Origin of the sequence: Massilia sp. BKSP1R2A-1 (assembly GCF_050586525.1) — a bacterium.
In the GTDB taxonomy this organism is placed as follows: domain Bacteria; phylum Pseudomonadota; class Gammaproteobacteria; order Burkholderiales; family Burkholderiaceae_D; genus Telluria.
This window is the reverse complement of sequence record NZ_JBOBRE010000011.1, coordinates 182,424-198,755: the sequence shown is the minus strand read 5'-3', so window position 1 is coordinate 198,755 and position 16,332 is coordinate 182,424. Positions and strand designations below refer to the sequence as shown.

The following is a 16,332-nucleotide window of genomic DNA, read 5'->3' as shown; positions in this document are numbered from 1 at the left end:
CGTGGCCAAGATCATCGCCTAATTTCGGTTAGCGAGATCCGCCGGTGGGACGTGTGTCCCGCCGGCACAACGATGGGGACAGGCTTTTTTGGCCTGTCCCCATGTTTATGAGGGGGAAGGGTGATATACTCCCGCCTCTTGAGTAGTGCCGTAACACCTTTCACACATTGCCGGCCTCAAGCCGGAACGTTCTTTTAAAGGAAATAGCATGTCCGCTCCGAACCAGAAAATCCGCATCCGCCTGAAAGCGTTTGACTACAAGCTGATCGACCAGTCCGCTCTGGAAATCGTCGACACCGCCAAGCGCACCGGCGCGGTTGTCAAGGGCCCGGTCCCGCTGCCGACCCGCATCCAGCGTTTCGACATCCTGCGTTCGCCGCACGTCAACAAGACCTCGCGCGACCAGTTCGAGATCCGTACCCACCAGCGCCTGATGGACATCGTTGATCCGACCGACAAGACCGTTGACGCACTGATGAAGCTGGACCTGCCGGCTGGCGTCGACGTCGAAATCAAGCTGCAGTAATACCATCCTGCCGGCGGAGCGATCCGCCGCGGAGGGAGGGCCGGGAAGTCTGAAAGGACTCCCGGCCCTTGTCATTTGTAGCGCCGCAATGGATTCAGTTCATGAGATGGTAGAGCACCGGCCCGAGCTGTCCTCCGAGCGCGACACCGGCGCCGATCAGCAGCACGACCAGGGCATAGCGCCCGAGCCAGCCGATCATGGTGTGGTCGCGGGAAAGATTGGTGAAATGCGCGCGGATGTCCGCCGCGTCCAGGCGCGTGGCATCGTCCGGCAGGTGATCGAAGTTCGACATGGGGCCTCCGTGCAAAAGCCTATTGTCGAGCGCGCCGAAGCCGGGTATTTGTGCTGTCTCAACAGCCGGCAAGGCTGGCAGCGAACTCAAGCTTACGCCTCACTTAATCCGTCGGCCCGGGCTGCCAGCTTATGCAGGCCACATTGTTCGCACCCGGCCGCCATGGTGTAATCGACACGATCACAACCATGGGCTCACCGGATGCACCAGTTTCACTTGCGGCGACGGCTCGCAACCAGCTTTCTCATCGGCCTCGCTCACATCGCCCTCGTCGCCGCACTGCTGCACCATGCGAACAGTTCCAGGCCGGAGGACGCCGGCCCGGTCGAGTACATGCGTTTTATTCTTGTGCCGAAGACGGTGACGCCGCCGGTTCAGGAAGCAGCCCCGCCGCCGCCCGTCCGCCGCAGCCGCCCACCCGTCGATATTGCCGGGACGGCGCCCGTGCTGAAATCCATCCCCGCATCCGAGCCGACCGACGCGCAGGCAGACCCGGTAGCGGAAGCTCCCGCCCCATCAGCATCGCCTTCACAGAAACTCGACATGGCCGCCCTGCGCGCCGATGCGGGCCGCGTCAGCAAGGATTACGTACCGGATTCGTTCGAACAGGTGCGGGCCGCCGAGAGCCGGCTGGAAGCGGAGAAGAACGATCTGGGCCGCGCCATCGAAAAGGCGAAGCGCCCGCCCTGCACCAAGAAGTACAGCGGCGGCACCTCAATAAACCTGATCCTCCTGATACCGCTGGCCATCGACACCATCACCGACAAGGGATGCAAGTGGTAGCGCAAGTGCGCGATCCCAAACCTCGGTGTCAGGTCTGACATTTGGACACGAGCACAGCCATAAATCCATATCGATGCTCGGACGGCAGCTGCAGCAGGCAAGGCCCACGCATCGACTGTTGAGACCGTGTCCGAATGTCAGACCTGACACCAGGGTTCGGGCATGGACTGTTGAGACCGTGTCTGAATGTCAGACCTGACACCAGGGTTCGCTCAGCCTTTCGAACCGGTCTTCCAGCGCAGCCCGAAGCCGAAGTGGCGGTCCATCAGTTCGTGCGCGCTGGTGCCCCCCATTTGCTGGAAATACTCGGCCAGCTTGGTCACCTGCAGGCTGCCGCCGCAGTTCTCGATCAGGGCGATGGCGCACATCATCTGGTTGCCGCCGCCGTCCAGGCGAACTTCGATCGGCGCCTGTTCGGGCGCCGCGATCGTCACGACGCCGTCGGTCGCCGACCAGTTGGGCACGCCCTCGTAGATGAAGGAAAAGATCAGGGCGCGGCGGATCTGGTCGAAGCGCTCGCCGTTGATGGTGAGGTTCTCGCCGCCGGCCACCGCGCCGGTGCGGTCGTCGGCGTCGAGGCGGATGAAGGGTTCGCGCTCGTAGTCGCCCCAGGCGTTGCCGAGGGCCTGGACCAGGCCGCGCCGGCCATCAGCCAGCTCGTACATGCAGCCGAGGTCGAGGTCGATGCCGCCGCGTCCCTTGCGCATGCCCGCGCCGCCCATCAGCTTGTCGAAGAAGCCGGTCTTGGCCGGCTGCGGCGCCGCGGTGGCGGACTGGTTCCAGTTGAGGTTCACGTGGATGCGGCCGAAGCCGCGGCCGGCGCGCTTGTCGAGCGAGACCTTGTCGCCGCGTTTTTCGAGCGTGACTTTCGACAGCGAGACCCTGGGTGCGGCCGGCGCCGGTGCAGGAGCGGGAGCGGGAGCTGGAGCGGGAGCGGCTTCGGTGCCGCCGAAATGCGCCAGCAGCGCCGACAGTCCGCCATTGAAGCCCTGGCCGACCGCGCCGAAGCGCCAGGTGCCGTCGCGCCGGTACAGCTCCGCCACGATCACCGCCTTCTCGTCGCCGAAGTCCGCGCCCGACCACGGGAAGTTCACCGCGCTGCTGATTCTCAGGCTACTGCTGCCGAGCGCACGCATGGTTTGCGCGCCGTCGATGGCGGCGACAAACACCAGCTTGGCGATCGAGGCCGGCAGGGCGTCGAGGTTCACCGTAAAGCGAGATAGCGAGCCGCCCAGCGCCAGCCGCACTGCGCCTTCCGGGCTGGCCAGCTGGTTATAAAACACCATGTAGCGGTCGTCCGACAGCTTGTCCTGCGCATCCAGGCCAAAACAGGAGACGTCGACCGACATGCCGGATGCCGCCACGTCCAGCTCGGCGGTGAAGGCGTGGCCGCAGCCCAGGTCCGCCAGCTTGCCCTTCTGGCCGCGTGAAAACATCGTCATGTCGGTTCTCCTTCCATCGAACGGGGGCCGAAGCGGTGCGACTGTTCAACCAGGCGCTCGGCCCAGGCGCGGTGCGTGGCGACTTCGCACATGGCGTCGTCCATGCGGAACACGGCGGGGCTGGCCTCATCCAGGATGGCGCGCGCCACGGCCAGGTCTTGCGGGCGCACCTTGTAGTGCTGCTCGATCGGCGCGATCTGCGTCGGGTGGATGGCGGTCTTGCCGACCATGCCGTAGGCGAGATCTTCCAGCACCTCCTGGTCCAGCAGCTCCGGCAGGTCGAGGTATTCGAACACCGGCGCCGTCAGGCTGAAGCCGTAGGGCCGGAAGGTCGTCACCAGGCGCGCGATGACGGGGCCTAGCGGAGTGCGGTAGATCGTCATGCCGCGCGGACGGCGCAGGCCGAGCAGGGCGAGCAGGTCATTGCCGCCGATGCGCAGGGCCAGGATGCGGTGGCGCACGCCCGGCGCCTCGAACACGGCACGCAGCAGCTGCATCTCGCTGTCGCTGAACACCTCGGCCGTTTCCAGCGTCGGCATCAGGACGTGGCCGGTATCGCGCACCAGGCGGAAATAGGTCTCGAAGTTGTGGCGCGTGACCTTGGGCAGCACGAAGCCGGTGAGCTTCTCGCTGCCTGCCATGGCCAGCACGCGCGCCATGACGTCAGGGTTGCGCACCCGCACAAAACGCTCGGCCGGAATATCCGCGCGCATGTTCGCCAGCACCACCGACAGGTTGAACAGCGACCAGCTCAGCTCGCGGTCGGCGATCGCATCTTCCAGGCAGAAGATGAGCGAGCGCGCCTGCGGCAGCTTCTCGCCGTTCGCGATGCTCGCCAGGTGCTTGTGATTGGCCGGCACGTACAGCGACGCACCCATTGACTTAGATGAACGCTCAGCCATCCGATGCACTCCTGATCAGGGATACTGCGTGGTAGGGGAGGTCCGCATCGATCTCGACCGGGACCTGTTTTTCTTCGGCCAGCACCTCGAGGTGGGCCACGCTTGCTGCGCCGCGCGCGCGCAGCACCAGCAGGCGCGGCACGCGGCGCAGCAGCACGCGGGTCGCTTCACCGATGCCGGGTTTAATCAAATTGACGTCCTGGACGCCGTAGCGTGCCATGGCGCCGTCCAGGTAGGCGCGCGAACGCTGCGCCGCCGCCTGCGCGTCCAGTGCGACCGGGGCCGGGATGGCCTGCCCGGCCTGCGCGATCGCCAGCGCCGCCACCTCGTCCGCAAAGTGCTGCGATCGATCATGCGGCGCAAATTCGCCGTAATACACGCAGCCATGAAAATCCTGCGGGCCGATGCGCTCGTCCAGCACCGTGCGGCTCACCAGCCCCGATACCGTCGCGTTCAGGATGCTGGACGGGATCAGGTAGTCGTCTCCCGAGGCGGCGCAGGCGCTGGCGCCCGCCAGGTCCGACAGCACGTAGAGGCCGTTGTCGATCCTGCTCTTTTCGCTCGCATTGAAGGCGGACACCGACAGCGCCAGTTCGCGCGCGATCACGCCCTTGCCGGTCCAACCGTCCACGAACACGATCGATTCCGGCGCATGGCCATTCGCGAGGATGTGGCGCAGCGCCGCCCAGTCGATGCCGCGGTCGCGCACGATCGAGACGCAGTAATGCGTCGCCTTGCGCCCGAACACCTCGCGCAGCAGGCGCGCCACCACCACGCCCACCGGCGTGCCGGCGCGCGCCAGCGACACCACGGTAATGTCGCCTTCGCGGCGGGCGTCGACCAGGCTCGCCAGGCGCAGGCAATGGAGCGCCATGCGCGCATTGTTGGCGCGGCAGGCTTCCTCGAACACCGCCATGTAGCGTGGCGAGGGCGGCAATTCCGGCGACAGCATCTGGCTGTAGTGGCGCTGGCCCGACTGGATCAGGCGCTCCTTTTCAAGCACGCTGGTGAAGCTCTGCGCCTCTAGCCGCGTCAGCAGGAAGGTCACGTCTTCGCTGCGGTAGCTGCCCGAGAAGCTCACAGCGCCTCCATGGTCAGGCGCGCCAGTTGGGTCGCGCGCGGGACGATGGCGTAGTCGCAGGCGGCCATGAAGCGCGCATCCGAGCGGCTGTCGCCCATGCCGAAAGTGACGATGTCGCCGTGCTCGGCGCGCAGCAGCTCGGTGACGCGGGCCACGGCATTGGCCTTGTCGAGCGCCTTCGGCAGGATGGCGAGGTTGTTGCCGTTGCGGTGGACGCAGTAGTCCTTGTTGCCGTCGGCGAGCCAGGGCAGCACCGCTTCCTGCTCGACCGTCGCCAGGCGCTCGTGGCGCTTGTCCGGATCCTTCACGACCAGGAAGAAGGGCGTGGCGAAATCCTCGATCATGCGCGCGCGTCCGCCGAAGCCGGTACGCGAGCAATACTCGTCGAGGTGGCGCGCCAGTTCCTGCAGGCCGGGCAGGGCGGCGTGCATGGCGGCGCGGGTCTGCTCCAGCCAGGGCTTGTCGGCCTGGCCGTCGGGCCGCAGCACCACGCCGCCGTAGTTGATGACGGCGTAGCTGTCGAAAGGCAGGTGCACGCGCTTCAATCCGTCATGATCGCGCGCGGTGGTCGGAATCACCGTCATCCCGTCCTGCACGAAGCTGAGGAAGGCGCGCTGGGCGCGCGTCGTGTACGAGCAGATGCTGCCGTCCTTGTAGTAGGCGGCCGGCTCGAGCATGTCGGCGCCGTTCAGCGGCCCGCACTTCTCGAACGTCTGGAACAGCGTGTCGTCCAGGTCAGCGAACAGGAACTTCTTCAACTTTAGCCTCGGACTGGAAGTGGAACAGGCGCGCACCAAGGAGCCCCGCCAGCTCGCGCAGGGCGGCGTTTGGCGCGGTCTCGTGGCAGACCAGCACGTGATCGTACTGGCCGGGCGCGATGTTGTAGATGAAATTGGCGACGCCTTCGCCGTAGTTGTCGGGGAAGCGCAGGGCATGGCTGACCGCACCCCAGGTCAGGATCGGCGAGCGCGTGGTCGACTGGACTTTGACATTCACGCCGCGCCGCTCCAGCGCCGCGCCCAGCAGGGTCGCCGCGTGCATGAATTCGCCGGTGCCCAGCACGACGACCGTGGCGCCGGGCGCGAACTCGCCGGCCAGGCGCTCGGCCAGGTGTTCGGGTGCGTTCAGGGCGCGGCACAGGCCGAGACGCCCGAAGCGGGTGCTGGCGCCGCGGTCGGCGTCCGGGTCGAAGCGCTGGGCCGCTTCAACCGGCGCCACGTAGTCGCCGGGCTGGAAGCGGTATTCGCCATCCACGAGCGCCCCCATGGAGACAGGCAGGCCGAAACGGGCGGACAGGCCGGAGGTAGCCTCGCGGCCCATGAAGTTGGTGATCGTCGCCAGATGCACGCGTGCGATGCCCGGATTCAGGCGGCGGCAGGCGTTCGTCAGGTTCAGGAAGGTGTTGCCGGTGCTGGCCTCGTCGTCCACCAGCACCAGGGTGCCGGCGTTCAGGAGCAGGGCGCGCAAGGCCGGGTCTTCCGGCATGTGCAGGAACTGGCGCGGCGCGTGGCTGTGCGCTTCCTCGAACTCGATCAGGTCCCCGCTGCCCACGCGGTAGCGCGTGGTGTGCACGAACAGGGCCTCGCGGCCCGGGTGCGCGCGCAGCCAGGCTTCGAACACGCCCTGGCCCAGGCCGATCGCGGTTTCCGCCATGGCGATGAAGACGATCGGGCCGTCGACCGGCGGAACCGTCGCGGCGAGCCGGTCGTGCACCTGCAGCATGCTTGAAGGCGTGACCGGCCAGTGCTTGCCCAGCACCTTGCTGAGGAAGAGGAAACCGCGCTTGGCGTTGGCGCGCGCGGCGAAGCCGAGCAGGTCGTCCGCCTCCATGGCGCCCTTGTCGAGGGCCAGCTCGAGCGTGCCGGTCGGCAGCGTCACGCTGCGGCGCGCCAGCTCGAGCGGGTTGGAGCGGGTGTTCATGGCAGCTCCTGGGCCTGCGGCATTTCGATCACGCGCATGCCGCTGCGTACCTCGGGCATGGCAACCGTGTCGAAGCCGTCGGCAAACCCCTTCAGCGCGATCCAGGGCAGGTTTGGCCCGGCTGCGCAGGCCATGCCGATGCCGCCCGACATGCGCGGGTTGATTTCCAGCAGGCGCGGCTTGCCCGCTGCCTCGCGGAACTGCACGTTGAAGATGCCGGAGAGGCCATAGTCGCTGGCGAGTTTCGAAGTGGCCTCGATGATCTCGGGCCGCATGTCGATCAGCTGGCCGCTGCCGGCGCCCGGCAGCTTGCGGCGCGCCACCGCCGCCACCAGGCGGCCGCGGTCGCCGACGCAGTCGACGCTGTATTCGTGGCCGTCCAGGTATTCCATCAGGAGCATGGTGCGGAACTCGCCCAGCTCCGCCAGCCCGCGGCGCAGGTCCTGGTAGCCGATGTGGTATTCGACACCGGCGAGGAGCAGGGCGGCGCTGCTGCGTTCCTCGTCGACGATGGCGAAGCCGATGCCGTAGATGCCGCGCGAAGGCTTGATGCACAGCTTCGCGTGGCGCGGGCGCAGTTCGTTCCAGGCGGCGTCGAATTCAGCCAGGTTCTCGAAGCGGCGGAACTCGGCCACGGGCGCCTGCGGCAAATCGGTTTCGGCGTAGAAGCCGGCCTTGTCGTGGATGAGCTGCAGCTTCGACGGCGTGGCCGCGCTCAGCACCCGCGTGCCGATCGCCTCGAAGCGCGCGTGGTGGCCCGACAGCGTGGTCGCCTCGCGGCCCGGCACGAAGATGTCGATGCGGTGGCTGCGGCAGAACTCCACGCACCAGTCGACGTAGGCCTCCGGCTCCAGCCCGGTCGGCTCGCCGTGGAACTCATGGGCGATCCGCGCCGCCGGGGTGTGGCGGTTGGCATTGCTGTGGATGAGGGTGAAACGGCTATCCGCATCGGCTTCGCGGATCAGCTTGAGGGCGGTGTAGACGGACGAGAACGTCCTGTTGAACCAGACGCGCATGGGGTCTTTCGAGACAGATGGACTTCGCGCCCGAAAAGGGCGCGCAGAAAGGGCGGCTGCTGCCGCCTCTGTTGTCAGACGTTGACGCCGAAGGAGCGCGCGAGCGGACCCAGGCCGCCCTTGAAGCCCTGGCCGACGGCGCGGAACTTCCATTCGCCGTTGTGGCGGTACAGTTCGCCGAAGATCATCGCGGTTTCCGTCGAGCTGTCCTCGGACAGGTCGTAGCGCGCGATCTCGGCTTCGCCATTGCCGTTCAGGCAGCGGATATAGGCCTTGGCGACCTGGCCGAAGCTCTGGCGGCGCGCGTCGGCGTCGTGGATGGTCACGCAGAAGGACACCTTCTCGACCTCGGCCGGCACGCGCGACAGGTCGACGGCGATCTTTTCGTCGTCGCCATCGCCCTGGCCGGTGGTGTTGTCGCCGGCGTGGACCACCGAGCCATCGGTCGACTTGAGGTTGTTGTAGAAGATGAAGTCGCTGTCGCCGCGCACCTTGGCATCGGCCTTGAGCATGAATGCGCTGCCGTCGAGGTCGAAGGCTGCGCCATCGGTGGCGCGCGGGTCCCAGCCCAGGCCGATGATGACCTTGGTCAGGCCCGGTGCTTCCTTGCTCAGGTTGACGTTGCCGCCTTTTTGCAGACTGATTGCCATACATGCTCCTTTAATGGGTCGGGGTGGATCGGCTATCGATTTTCAACGCCGGATATAGGCGGTCATTGTTCGATTGTACACGGACCCGAATTCACAATGCTGCCTCGTGTGATGTCCATACGCCGTTGGCGGTTCCGACACATTCCGGTCATAATCCCGGCCGGAAGGAGACAGGATGGCAACAATGAAGCAGGTGGCGGAACGGGCCGGCGTATCGACCTCGACCGTCTCGCACGTGATCAACAAGACGCGGGCGGTGAGCGAGGACGTGCGCGAGCGCGTGCTGGCGGTCATCGACGAGATGGGCTACATCCCGAACGCGATGGCGCGCAGCCTCAAGAACGACAAGACGCGCACCATCGGCGTCTCCGTGCCGGACAATACCCACGCGGCCATGGCCGAGCTCCTGCGCGGCATCGAGGACGCCGCCTTCGCGGTCGGCTACAACATCATGCTGTGCAACGGCTACGAGGACCCGCAGCGCCAGGTGGCCCACCTGCGCTCGCTGATCGAGAAGCGCATCGACGGCCTGGTGCTGGTGGCCGGCGCTGCGCAGGCGAACGAGGAGCTGGCCGCGTTACTGTCGAGCGATCGCGTGCCGGTGGTGCTGGCCGACCATGCCGTCGCCGGCGTCGACACCGATTTCGTGGGCCTGGACCACGAGGCGACCGGCTACCTCGCCACCCGCCACCTGATCGAACTGGGGCACCGCCGCATCGCCTGCGTCGCGGGCCCCCTGCACGAGCCGTCCGGCTCGGCGCGCCTGGCCGGATGCCGCAGGGCGCTGGCCGAGGCCGGGCTCGCGCTCGACCCGAGCCTGCTGGTGCACGGCAGCGCCGACTGCCAGGGCGGACACGATGCGGCGCGCAGCCTGCTCGGCCTGGAAGCGCCGCCCAGCGCGCTGTTCGCGTGCAACGACCTGATGGCCCTGGGCGCCCTGTGCGCCGCGCGCGAGGCCGGCGTCGAGGTTCCCGGCGCGTTGTCGGTGGTCGGCGGCGACGACCTGGGCGTGGCGGCCTTCGCCATGCCCCGCCTCACCACCGTTGCCCAGCCCAGCCATGAGATGGGACGCCAGCTGACCGAGCTGCTGCTGCAGCGCATCCACGGCGACGCCCTGCCGCGCCGTCACGCGCGCCTGCAGGGAAGCCTCGTCGTACGCCATTCTTCCGCAGCGCCGCAGCCGCGCTGAGGACCCGCCGCCGCTCCTCCCTCCGCAGTGCCGGCGCTCCGCCGGCCATTCCTTCCTTTTCGCTTCGCTCCGCCGCCATGCGGGGCGGGCACTCCTCGTGCGGCGCACAATAAAATTTTCTAAGTCAGAAAACAACGAACATAATTTTCTGATTGTTTAATATTCAGAAAATAATGTAGTATTTTGAAAAGCGTATTGACCGCGGTTCCATCACCAGGAGTGCATCATGTACCGAAGCGTTTTGCAGCTGTCGAATACCACGAGAACAAACCTCCCGCGCCGCAAGGCGGTTTCCCTGGCCGTCGCTTCCCTCCTGTCCCTGGCCTGTGCCCAGGCCACGGCCCAGAGCGGGCCGGCGGCCGATGCGCAACAGGCCCCCGCGGCCGATACCGACAGCAAGACCGAGGTCGTGACCGTGACCGCCACCCGGCGCCGCGAGCCGATCCGCGACGTGCCGCTGCGTGTCGAGACCATCAGCACCGAATCGCTGGAGCGTTCCGGCGCGGCTTCGCTGACCGACTACGTGGGTTCGCTCCCCGGGGTGCACGTCGAAAGCGACGGCGGACCGGGCCGCGGCCAGGTAAACATCCGCGGCGTGGGCGTGGGCGGCCTGAGCGCGCCGACCGTCGGCATCTATATCGACGACACGCCTTTCGGTTCCAGCACCGGCTTCGTCGGCGAAGCGGTGTCCTCGCTCGACCTGTCGCTGCTCGACCTGCACCACGTGGAGCTGCTGCGCGGTCCCCAGGGCACGCTGTACGGCGCCGGCGCCATGGGCGGCCTGCTCAAGTACGTGACCAACGACCCCGACCCGAGCGGCCTGTCGGGCAAGGCCGGCGTGGCGCTGCGCCAGAGCCGCAAGGGCGCGCTCGGCCACACCGAGCACGCGGTCATCAACGCGCCCCTGAGCGAAGGCGTGGCGGCCCTGCGGGTGGCCGCCTTCAACGAACATGACGGCGGCTTCCTGCGCGCCATCGGCCCGGCGGCGGGCAAGCACGTCAACGACGGCGACACCCGCGGCATGCGCCTGTCGGTGCTGATCGACCCGAGCTCGAAGCTGCGCATGCGCCTGACCGCCACCCAGCAGGACATCGAGCGCGAGGGCACCGTCATCGCCCAGTACGATGCCCGGACCGGCCAGCCCCTGCACGGCGACCTGACCCAGTTCCTGTATCGTCCCGAACCGTACAGCATCCGCACCGGCGTGCTGTCCGGGACCGTCGAATACGAGATGGGCTGGGCGCGCCTGAACGTGATCGCCTCCAGCCAGCGCTTCAAGGCCAGGACGGCGCTCGACGCCACCGAAATCGTCGGCGCCCCCGGCATCGACTTCGCGGCCCTGGACAACAATACGGATCTGCGCAAGCGCACCGCCGAAGTGCGCCTGACATCGAGCCGCGGCCCGATCGAATGGCTGGCGGGCTTCTACCACAACAAGGAAACCGGCAACCGCTTCCAGCGCCTGTGGGCCCAGCTGCCGGACAACTCGCAGATGGACTTCGTCACCTCCGGCCAGCCCTCGACCTTCCAGGAAAACGCCGTCTACGGCGACATCACCTGGAATCCCTCGGCCGCCTGGTCGGTCACGGTAGGCGCGCGCAATGCCCGCAACCGCCAGGTCTACGGCACCGTCACCAATGGCGTGAAGGATTTCGAATCGGGCGGCAAGGAAGGCTCGAAGACCTATCTCGCCACCGTCCGCTATTCGCTCGACAAGACCAGCAGCGTCTACTTCCGCGCCGCCAGCGGCTACCGCCCGGGCGGGCCGAACCCGCCGGCGCTCGACCAGGACGGCTCGGTGGTGCCGGGCGCGCCCTTGAGCTTCGAGGCCGACAAGCTGTGGAGCTACGAGGTCGGCTACAAGGCGGACCTGATGGACCGCCGCCTGTTCCTGGAGCTGGCCCTGTTCGACATCCGCTGGGACAAGCTGCAGCAGCCGGTCGCCTTCGGCGTGACCACCCTGACCGGCAATGCCGGCGAAGCCGAATCCAAGGGCCTCGAGCTGGCCCTGCGCTACAAGGTCAACGACAGCTTCAGCGTGGACGGCAGCCTGGCCTGGACCGACGCCAAGCTGACCGAGGATGCGCCGGCCCTGGGCCAGGCGGGCGCACGCCTGCCGAATACGGCCAAGGTATCGGCCTCGCTGAACGGCCGCTACGACTTCGAGCTCGCCGGCAAGCGCGCCTGGGCGGGCGTGGGCGTGCGCCGCGTCGGCCAGCGCAATGCCGGTTTCGACTCGCCGCAGACCTCGATTCCCTATTTCAGCGTGCCGGGCTATACGCTGGTGGACGCGCAGCTGGGCGTGGACGTGGACGGCTGGGAAGTCGGGGCCTTCGTCCGCAACCTGGGCGACAAGCGCGCCCTGAGCGGCGCCGACACCGCGCTCACCGCCTTCGGCGGACCGCTGCGCGCCACGCCCGTGCAGCCGCGCACCGTGGGCCTGAGCCTGGCGAGGGCCTTCTGATGCGCCGCGCTTCGTTCTCCGCCTGCTTGTCCGCGCTGATGCTGCTTGCCGGCGCGGCGCTGGCCCAGGCGCCGGCACAGGCGCCCGTTCCCGCCCCGCCCAGGGCGCAGGCTCCGGCGTCCGTCTCGGGCGAGGTGCCGGTCACGCCCGAAGCGAAGCCTGCCACGCCAGTCCTGAGCGCGGCCGACGTCGAGACCTGGCTGGACGGCATGATGCCCAGCGCCCTGCGCATCGCCGGCGTGCCCGGCGCGGTGGTGGTGATGGTCAAGGACGGCAAGCCGCTGCTGCAGAAAGGCTACGGCTATGCCGACTGGGACAAGGCGCAGCCGGTCGATCCGGACCGCACCCTGTTCCGTCCCGGATCGATCTCGAAACTGTTCACCTGGACCGCCGTGATGCAGCTGGTGGAGCAGGGCAAGCTCGATCTCGACGCCGACGTCAACCGCTACCTCGACTTCACCGTCCCCGGCCGCAACGGCAAGGCGCTGACCCTGCGCCACGTGCTGACCCACACCACCGGCCTCGAAGAGACGGGCCGCGCCCTGATTCTCTACGGCGAACACGGTTCGGACAACGAGCAGGTCCTGAAGAACTACATTCCACCCTACCTCTACGACCCCGGCACCACCCAGGGCTATTCGAACTGGGCCACCGGCCTGGCCGGCTATATCGTGCAGCGCGTGAGCGGCCTGTCCTTCGACGACTACATCGAGCAGCGCATCTTCGCACCCCTGAAGATGACCCAGTCGAGCTTCCGCCAACCCCTGCCGAAGGCGCTGCGCGGGCAGATGTCGCAGGGCTACCTCAGCGTCGACGAAGCACCCAAGGGCTACGAAGTGGTCAGCCTGCCGCCCGCCGGCAGCCTGGCCGCGCCCGGCTCCGACATGGCGCGCTTCATGCTGGCCTACCTGAACGGCGGCGAGCTCGATGGCCAGCGCATCCTGAAGGCCGACACCGTGAAGCTGATGCACACCCAAATCACGCGCGGCATGCCGGACCTGAACGGCATCGGCCTGGGCTTCTACCAGCAGGACATCAATGGCCACCGCGCCGTCGGCCATGGCGGCGACACCATCCTGTTCCACTCCGACATGATCCTGCTGGTCGACGACGGCATCGGCATCTACGTGTCGGTGAATTCGCCGGGCCGCCACGACCTGGGAAAATGGCTGCGCGATCGCCTCTACCACGGCTTCGCCGACCGTTACCTGCCGGATGCCCGGCCGGCCAGTGCCGTCGGTGTCGACACTGCCACCGCCGAGGCGCACGCCAGGCTGCTGGCCGGCGCCTACCGCAATTCCCGGCGCGAGGACTCGACCTTCTTCTCGATCCTGCAGCTGCTCAGCCCCCTGAAAGTCGAGGCGGTCGAGGGCGGCCGCGTGGCGATCGCGATCGGCGGAAGCCGCAGCGAGTTCCGCGAAGTGAAGCCCTTCCTGTGGGAAGAAATCAACGGCAAGCGCCGCCTGCAGGCCATCGTCGAGAACGGCGCCGTCAAGCGCTGGGGCCTGGAACCCTATGTGTTCGCCTTCGTGTTCGAGCCGGTGCCCTTCATGGCGAGCGGCACTGCCCTGGCCCTCCTGCTGGCTTCCCTGGTGCTGGTCCTGGGCACGGTGCTGGCCTGGCCGGTCGTGGCGCGCCTGCGCCGCCGCCACGGCTTGGCGCCGCCCGCGCGTTCGCTGACCTGGCTGCGCCTGGCCTGTTGCCTGGTGCTGGTGAGCGTGGCAATGTGGGCCGGGGTCTTCGTCCGCATGGAGAACAGCGACCCGAGCACCTTGCTGCTGCTGGCCCAGCTGAGCAGCTGGCTGGCCTTCCTCGGCGGCCTGGCCGTGGCCTCGTGGCATGCGCGCACCGTCCTCGCGGCCGGCGCCGGAAAGGCGGCCCTGGTGCTGCCGGTGCTGTGGGTGCTGTGCTTCCTCGTGCTGACGGCGCTGGGCTTCTACCATCATCTGCTGAGCTTCAACCCCAACTACTGACACGCGAGGAGTCCGATGAAAGTGCGTACCCGTTTCCTGTCTCTGCTCGCGGCGGCCGCCTTCGGCCTGGCGCCGGCCCTGGTCACCGCCCAGGGGCAGCAGGCGCTCGCCGACCTGGCGCCCGGACCGAAGCAGCAGCTGACGCCGAAGGAGAGGGCCGCGGCGGCGCTGGAGAAGAGCCGCAGCGCCGACCCACAGGTCCCGGAAGCGCCGCGCGCGGCGGCCAGCGGCGCCACTGCCGGCGGCGCGCATGCCCTGGACGCCACCGACCTGTCGGCCTGGCTGGACGGCCGTGTGCCGTACTCCTTGAAGAGCGGCGAGATCGCGGGCATGGTGATCAGCGTGGTCAAGGACGGCAAGGTGCTGCTGCAGAAAGGATACGGACTGGCCGACGTCGAGGCGAAGGTCCCGATGTATCCGGCCACCACCCTGGTGCGCCCGGGCTCGACCTCCAAACCGTTTACCTGGACCGCCGTCATGCAGCTGGTCCAGCAGGGCAAGATCGACCTCGACCGCAATGTCAACGACTACCTCGACTTCAGGATCGAGGAAGCCTACGGCAAGCCGATCACCATGCGCGACCTGATGAACCACCGCGCCGGCTTCGAGGAGGGGCTGAAGGACCTGCTGGGCTACGACCCGGCCCTGGCCCAGACCACCGAACGCTACCTGAAGGAGCATCCGCGGCCCATGCTGTTCGCACCGGGCGAAGCGCCGGGCTATTCGAACTACGGCGTGGCGCTGGCCGGCTACATCGTGCAGCGGGTGTCCGGGCTGCCCTTCGAAACCTATGTCGAGCAGCACATCTTCAAGCCGCTGGGCATGAGTCACTCGACCTTCGTCCAGCCGATACCCAAGGGCTTCCCGGGCTATCTCTCGAAGGGCTACAACACCTTGACGGAGCCGCCGTCGCCCTTCGAGCTGGTGATCACGGCGCCCGCCGGCTCGCTCACCACCACCGCCGCCGACATGACGCGCTTCATGCTGGCCCACCTGGGGCAGGGCAGCGTGGATGGCGCCAGCATCCTCGATGCAGCGACCACCGCACGCATGCACAGCCCCAGCTACACCCACCAGGGCCTGCCGGGCTTCGGCACCATGGCGCACGGCTTCTTCCACGTGCGGCACAACGGGCGCCTGCTCATCGGCCACGGCGGCGACACCATCGTCTACCACACCGAGATGAACCTGCTGCCCGAGGAAGGCGTGGGCATCTACTTCACCTACAACAGCCGCGGCAAGGACGGCGCCGTCTACACCGCGCGCAAGGAGCTGATGGACGGCTTCATGGACCGCTACTTCCCGGCTCCGCCGGCGGCCGAGCAGCCGACCCTGGCCACCGCGCAGGCCGACGCCGCGACGATCGCCGGCCGCTATCAGAGCTCGCGCCGGGTCGACCACGGTTTCCTGCGCTTCTTCTACCTGCTGCAGCAGACCGTCGTCACGGCCAATCCGGACGGGACGATTTCCGTGCCGGACGGCCTGGGCGAGATGGGCACCTACCGCGAAGTCGGGCCGCAGCTGTGGCGCAAGGTCGGCGGCGCCCAGATGATGGCGCTGCGCGACATCAACGGCGTGAAGACCGTGATCGACAGCGACAACCCGGTCGCGGTGCTGCAGGAGGCAACTTTTGTCAATTCGGCGCCGCTCAACGTCAGCATCCTGCTGCTGTCCTTCCTGGTGCTCACGCTCGCCCTGCTTGCCTGGCCGGTGGGCGCCCTGCTGCGCCGCGCCGACCGCGCGAGCAGCGGCGCCTCGCCCGAGCTGCAGCGCCTGCGCCGCTGGCAGCGTGGGGCGGTGCTGGTGTCCCTGCTCTACATCGCGGCCTGGTTCATCCTGATCAAGCCGGTCCTGAGCACCGACGTCGCCGTCTACCACAGCGGCATCGACTGGATCGTCGGCCTGCTGGAAGCGAGCGGCCTGCTGGCCATCGGCGCGGCGGCGGTGGGCGTGTGGGTGGCGTGGCGCATGCGCCGCACGGGCGCTTCCCGCCTCACCCGCGCATGGGCGGTGCTGGTGGCGCTCGGCCTGCTGGGCGTGGTCTGGCTCGGCCTGGTCGGCCACCTGATCACCTGGAACCTGAACTACTGAGCC

At 67.7% G+C, this 16,332-nt stretch carries 14 protein-coding genes; 6 read left to right on the top strand and 8 right to left on the bottom strand.

Annotated features, from left to right (window positions below; all coding sequences use genetic code 11):
* Positions 1-208: 208 nt before the first annotated feature.
* Positions 209-526 (top strand): 30S ribosomal protein S10, encoded by a 318-nt coding sequence (gene rpsJ, locus ACQ7JA_RS17880; protein WP_036209000.1) that lies wholly within the window; start codon positions 209-211, stop codon positions 524-526.
* A 94-nt stretch (positions 527-620) separates the two neighbouring features.
* On the opposite strand, the gene ACQ7JA_RS17875 is transcribed toward rpsJ, so the two are convergent.
* Positions 621-818, bottom strand: a complete 198-nt coding sequence (locus ACQ7JA_RS17875; RefSeq protein WP_430900137.1) for a hypothetical protein — start codon at positions 816-818, stop codon at positions 621-623.
* 201 nt (positions 819-1,019) lie between these two features.
* Here ACQ7JA_RS17875 and ACQ7JA_RS17870 point away from each other — a divergent pair, with 201 nt between their 5' ends.
* Positions 1,020-1,601, top strand: a complete 582-nt coding sequence (locus ACQ7JA_RS17870) for a hypothetical protein (protein WP_430900135.1) — start codon at positions 1,020-1,022, stop codon at positions 1,599-1,601.
* A 212-nt stretch (positions 1,602-1,813) separates the two neighbouring features.
* Here the strand turns inward: ACQ7JA_RS17870 and ACQ7JA_RS17865 are convergent, their stop codons facing one another.
* The 7 genes from ACQ7JA_RS17865 to ACQ7JA_RS17835 form a co-directional block, all read right to left on the bottom strand.
* Positions 1,814-3,043 carry a TerD family protein gene (locus ACQ7JA_RS17865; RefSeq protein WP_430900133.1) on the bottom strand — a complete coding sequence of 410 codons (1,230 nt, stop codon included), beginning with the start codon at positions 3,041-3,043 and terminating at the stop codon, positions 1,814-1,816.
* On the bottom strand, positions 3,040-3,921 hold the full coding sequence (locus ACQ7JA_RS17860; RefSeq protein WP_430900131.1) for an HpcH/HpaI aldolase/citrate lyase family protein: 882 nt from the start codon (positions 3,919-3,921) through the stop codon (positions 3,040-3,042). Before ACQ7JA_RS17860 ends, ACQ7JA_RS17865 begins: the two co-directional genes overlap by 4 nt.
* A 16-nt stretch (positions 3,922-3,937) precedes the next feature.
* Positions 3,938-5,026, bottom strand: a complete 1,089-nt coding sequence (locus tag ACQ7JA_RS17855; protein WP_430900129.1) for a cysteine protease StiP family protein — start codon at positions 5,024-5,026, stop codon at positions 3,938-3,940.
* Positions 5,023-5,784, bottom strand: a complete 762-nt coding sequence (locus tag ACQ7JA_RS17850; RefSeq protein ID WP_430900127.1) for a hypothetical protein — start codon at positions 5,782-5,784, stop codon at positions 5,023-5,025. Before ACQ7JA_RS17850 ends, ACQ7JA_RS17855 begins: the two co-directional genes overlap by 4 nt.
* Complete coding sequence (locus ACQ7JA_RS17845) at positions 5,762-6,946, bottom strand: phosphoribosyltransferase domain-containing protein (RefSeq protein ID WP_430900125.1); 1,185 nt, start codon at positions 6,944-6,946, stop codon at positions 5,762-5,764. The genes ACQ7JA_RS17850 and ACQ7JA_RS17845 overlap by 23 nt, the downstream gene beginning before the upstream one ends.
* On the bottom strand, positions 6,943-7,962 hold the full coding sequence (locus ACQ7JA_RS17840; protein WP_430900123.1) for an ATP-grasp domain-containing protein: 1,020 nt from the start codon (positions 7,960-7,962) through the stop codon (positions 6,943-6,945). The genes ACQ7JA_RS17845 and ACQ7JA_RS17840 overlap by 4 nt, the downstream gene beginning before the upstream one ends.
* Before the next feature lie 74 nt (positions 7,963-8,036).
* Positions 8,037-8,612, bottom strand: a complete 576-nt coding sequence (locus tag ACQ7JA_RS17835) for a TerD family protein (protein WP_430900121.1) — start codon at positions 8,610-8,612, stop codon at positions 8,037-8,039.
* A gap of 175 nt (positions 8,613-8,787) precedes the next feature.
* Here ACQ7JA_RS17835 and ACQ7JA_RS17830 point away from each other — a divergent pair, with 175 nt between their 5' ends.
* The 4 genes from ACQ7JA_RS17830 (at position 8,788) to ACQ7JA_RS17815 (ending at position 16,329) form a co-directional block, all read left to right on the top strand.
* The gene (locus tag ACQ7JA_RS17830; RefSeq protein ID WP_430900119.1) at positions 8,788-9,801 is read left to right on the top strand and encodes a LacI family DNA-binding transcriptional regulator; all 1,014 of its coding nucleotides are present in this window, start codon (positions 8,788-8,790) and stop codon (positions 9,799-9,801) included.
* Between the two features lie 226 nt (positions 9,802-10,027).
* Positions 10,028-12,265 (top strand): TonB-dependent receptor, encoded by a 2,238-nt coding sequence (locus tag ACQ7JA_RS17825; protein ID WP_430900117.1) that lies wholly within the window; start codon positions 10,028-10,030, stop codon positions 12,263-12,265.
* Positions 12,265-14,238 carry a serine hydrolase domain-containing protein gene (locus ACQ7JA_RS17820; protein ID WP_430900115.1) on the top strand — a complete coding sequence of 658 codons (1,974 nt, stop codon included), beginning with the start codon at positions 12,265-12,267 and terminating at the stop codon, positions 14,236-14,238. Before ACQ7JA_RS17825 ends, ACQ7JA_RS17820 begins: the two co-directional genes overlap by 1 nt.
* A 15-nt stretch (positions 14,239-14,253) precedes the next feature.
* Positions 14,254-16,329 (top strand): serine hydrolase, encoded by a 2,076-nt coding sequence (locus ACQ7JA_RS17815; RefSeq protein WP_430900113.1) that lies wholly within the window; start codon positions 14,254-14,256, stop codon positions 16,327-16,329.
* The last annotated feature ends 3 nt before the right edge of the window (positions 16,330-16,332 follow it).